Source organism: Chryseobacterium sp. (assembly GCF_022712095.1).
Taxonomy (GTDB): Bacteria; Bacteroidota; Bacteroidia; order Flavobacteriales; family Weeksellaceae; genus Chryseobacterium.
In genome coordinates, this window is record NZ_JALAHD010000122.1 from 1 (window position 1) to 4,411 (window position 4,411).

Here is a 4,411-nt window from a genome sequence, read left to right on the forward strand (position 1 = left end):
GCATTAATAACTTGATCGTATGCTGAATATACCATATTGGCATTTTCATCAGAAATTTTACCAGAAGATTTGGCATTCGTGATATAGTTTTTATAAACCTCTAAAAAAATTTTTGTCATTTCATTAAGACTATCTAACAACATCTTTTTATGAGCATATTGCTGATCTTTCACCTTAAATTCCAACTTTGAATTCACTTCTAATGCCTTAGCCAGCTCATTATATTTTTTCTGTGCTTCAGCTTCATTAAACCTTCCTGAAGTATGCTGTCTATCTACTTCATTAATTAGCACATCCAATGTATCCATCATTTTTTTTGAGGAAAAAATATACTCTTTTAAAGGGTCATTTTTAAGAGTCATTTTTTCAGCTTCTTCAGCTATCGGTTTTATTTTTACAAGAATATTTTCTGCCGAAGTCATTAAAGAGTTAGAATGTTCTTCTATTTCATTAAGTAAAACTCCTGCTTTTGCTCCTTTATCATCTTTATAGTCTTCTGCTTTCATATAGGATTGAAGTTCTTCAAATTTCTTATCAATAAGAGCTCTTTTCTCTGAATAGTTTTTAAATTCTTTTTCCAGAGTGGCTTTTTCATCCCCAAATCCTGAAGATATTTTTGTAATTTTCCCAAAGGAATAATCTGTATTAGTCAATACTTCGGGCATCATGTAGTTGCTTTTTCCCTGAGCCTTAAGATAAGCTTCCCCAGCGTACTTTAATATAGATTCAATCCGATTTGAAGTTTTCCTATAAGAATCTATAAAATTGTTATTAAATTCTATTATAGTATCTGCATCATTTAAACTACCAAAACCTGATACTGCTTTCTCCAAATCATTTATACTTTTTTTACAGCTTATATTAGTCACATTTAATGATAAAGCTAATGCAAGCACCACAATCTTTCTTATTTTTTTCATAATGTATATTAAATTTTAGGGAAGTATTTAATCTTCTATTCATTAATAATAAAAAAGGAACAATTTTAATAAAATTGTTCCCCATATTAAAAATCAATCTTTTACTACTTTACAAAAGAATTATATGAGCTCAATACAGAATTATAAGAAGATTCTATTATACTAAGATCTCCATCAGTAATTTTTCCAGATTCTTTAGCATCTCTAATCAACTTTCTAAAGCTTCCCAAAAATTCTGTACTTTGTTTGTTAAAGTTATCAAACTGAGTTTTCTTATGAGAATACTGTCCGTCTTTTACTTTAAATTCCATTTGAGAATTAGCATTTACAGCTTTTTCAAATTCATCATACTTCTTCTGAAGCTCAGCCTCATTAAATTGTCCTGAATACTGCTTGTCAATGGTCCCGAATATATCATCCAATGAATTCATAATACTTTTAGAAGATAAAATATAATCTTTCAAAGGGTGGTCTTTAAGAATTATATTTTCCGCTTCATCAGTGGCAGGCTTTATTTTAGCGAGAATATTTTCTCCGGCAATAAAAAAGGCCTTAGCATTCTCTTCAATTTCTTTTTGAATAGCTTCTGCCTTTGCTCCTTTGTCATCTTTGAAATCTTCTGCACTGATATAAGATTTAAGCTCTTCATATTTTTTTGATATAGCTTCTTTCTTCTCAGTATATATTTTAAAATCTGCTTCTATACTTTTTTTATCTTTACCAAATCCTGACGGAACTCCTTTAATTTTACTAAAAGAATAATCCATTATCCCCATTACCATTGGCATCATCAAAACATCTCCTCCTTTTGCTTTAATAACCGCTGCATTTGAATATTTCACGATACCTTCTATATGATTAGAAGCATTTTTATAAGAGTCTATAAAATTATTGTTGAAATCAATAATGGCATTGGCATCTTTTGAACTATCAATATTTACATTGGCTACAGCTTTTTCCAACTCTTTTACACTCTTTTTACAGCTTATATTAGCCAAGCTTAATGATAGGGCTAATACTAATACGACTACTTTTTTCATGCTTTTATTTTTTTAGGTTTTATGTTTTTTAATTTATACTTCTGCATCTTCATTATTAATCTTTACAAGATATTCAATACCGTCTATAGCTTTGGAAATAATCTGATTCCGTAGGACATTCGCCATATTTTCCCAATATACTCTTCCATAGAAAGCATAATTCTGAGGCACTATTTCTATTTCTACAGTACGTATAAATCCTTCCCGCGGTTTACTACTTATCATTGTTCCCCTTTTAACCCTTACTTCTTTTAGCTCATCTTTCAGAACCATTCGGCAGTAGTTTTTAACATCTTCAAGAGAAATAATTTTATCCCTAGTGGTTAAAGCATATTTATAGGCCTGAATACTGTCTGTTCCCTTTTGCTCTTCCGCACCACCAATGGTTTCGGTAAGAAGGACCAGAGACTGAGATTTAAGCTGATTGGAAAGTTCAGTTCCCGGACGCATATGGTTAGCCAATGTACAGTGAGTTATCCAAAATGAAGCATAGGTATGATCCGTTTTTTCTACAGGCTCCATAATGACGTAATTCAGCTCCTGCTTAATATTTCTTTTAGCATTATTTACTTTTTGAACCATAGACTTCATTTTATCAGACATTTCGCCTAAAACTCCTTTTACATTATCTCTGTTTAACAGGGAAAATGCTGCTATTTCATCGCGGGTCAGTTCAAGCACGTGAGCAATCATATCGACAGCATTTCTGTTCGTAAAACGTTCCATCCCGCCTTTTCTAACCGTGTATAGGCCTTTTTTAAGATCATCTCCGGAACTGAAAGGAATCTCTGTATATTTCCTGCCTTCACCGTCCTGTACTTCATCAATATATAAAAAATGCTCTCCTTCATCTGTAATCAAAGGAATATTATTTCCCATAATATCCAGGCTATATTCCGTTTTCTTCCAGCCTCTGTTATAGATTGGAAAAGCATTTAATACAAATGAAAAATTGTCCAGTGTTTCTGCTGTAAACTGTGGAGGGAATTCAAAAGTGAGCCATAAATAAGGTTTTCCATCCAGATATTTTTCTATTTCCTCTCTTCCTTCTAAAAATTCAAGATTCTGAGGAAGCTTTCCTGCTTCTTTAATCAAGTTGTTTGAAATGCCTGTGATTTCAATAAACCTGTGGTTATAAATACTCCTTATATCCTCAACAGTTTTAGTTTTGATAGACTGCTCATGGAACATTTGCTCATAACCATCCTGCTGAACATTTTTCACATAAGACAAACCTTCTTTTACAAATAACGGGTTAGAGTTACTTGTAACTGTTATGTAAGGTAAAAGTTTATATACAAAATCCAGATGCTCAAAAGACGGATTAGAGCAGTATATGCTCAGTGATTTTGGAAAATTCTCATGAGTATATTTCGATGCATCTACGCCTATGGTTACCTTCCTGTAATCTGAAGGCTGCCCCTGAAATCTGGCAATAGGTATTTTATTTAATCTGTCATCAATACTGTAACAGGTGTTTCCTACAAACATAACGGATGTCTGCAGTTTATTAATTATGACATTTCCTACCGGAGTAAATGGAATATTAAGCTGTTTATCCGATTCTGATTTTATAGTGGAAGTAAGCTGTTTTCTAAAGAAAAACTCCGTGTGTTCTAATAAAACTTCTGATGCTTCATAAGGTTGTGTAAATGCAATTGCATGAGCAGGAATAGGATGCGTATAAATAGATGGAGTAAGTAGTTTGGCTAATTTTTCCAGAATACGGGCATTAACCGTCTGAATTTCATTATTAGCCTTAAAAACTTCTGTACTGAATGCATCAATCAGGAGTTTTACAAAAGGATCCAGAGATTGGGGACTTTTTAATCCCCAGACTTTGGTTGCATTCTGAAGCATTCTCGCTTTTACTGATTCTTTGGAATAGATATTCTGATCTAAATTCATAATTCTAAATACGTTACAATATCAATATTAATCAATGGACATAGGACTTAAGAATAGCTCTGTAGAAAAACTGAAACGCTCGCCAGTCTCTTCCATTTTAGCATTGATAACTATTCTTACTTTTTTTTTGATTTCCGTATGTTCTTTAGTATCATAGTTGTGTTCAACCATTTCCACGTTTGCCTGGATTTGCGGCTGAACGATCCGGGGTTCATATTCCAATATCTGTCTTTTAAGACTCTTTATGAATATGCTTTCCCAAACAGCACTTGTAACTCCATTATCGAATTCCAGATTCCATACATCGTTTCCGTAATTTTCATCATATCTGTTTTCGCCTCTTTTAGTGGTAATCAACAACATAATGTTATGGGCAATACTTTCTCCCATATCGCAGGTTTCAATACTCCCTCCTTCAGTCATTAATGTTGATGGTACAAAAGGCATTCTGTAATTTGGTGTGTCCATGAGGTTATTAATTTTTACATCATCATTATTTGCTTAAATAAAAGGCCAAGTTAAACATTTTTCAGAAAATAAAAC

General features: G+C 32.6%; 4 protein-coding genes. All 4 read right to left on the reverse strand.

The window, feature by feature from the left end:
• A partial coding sequence (locus tag Q0A18_RS06125) for a hypothetical protein (protein ID WP_292009269.1) occupies positions 1-920 on the reverse strand: 920 nt, incomplete at its 3' end.
• A gap of 104 nt (positions 921-1,024) precedes the next feature.
• Positions 1,025-1,960 (reverse strand): DUF3829 domain-containing protein, encoded by a 936-nt coding sequence (locus Q0A18_RS06130; RefSeq protein ID WP_292009270.1) that lies wholly within the window; start codon positions 1,958-1,960, stop codon positions 1,025-1,027.
• 33 nt (positions 1,961-1,993) lie between these two features.
• Positions 1,994-3,868 (reverse strand): type VI secretion system baseplate subunit TssF, encoded by a 1,875-nt coding sequence (locus Q0A18_RS06135; RefSeq protein WP_292009271.1) that lies wholly within the window; start codon positions 3,866-3,868, stop codon positions 1,994-1,996.
• Positions 3,869-3,895: 27 nt separating this feature from the next.
• Entirely contained in the window at positions 3,896-4,336 is a 441-nt protein-coding gene (locus Q0A18_RS06140) for a GPW/gp25 family protein (RefSeq protein WP_292009272.1), read from the reverse strand.
• Positions 4,337-4,411 lie beyond the last annotated feature (75 nt).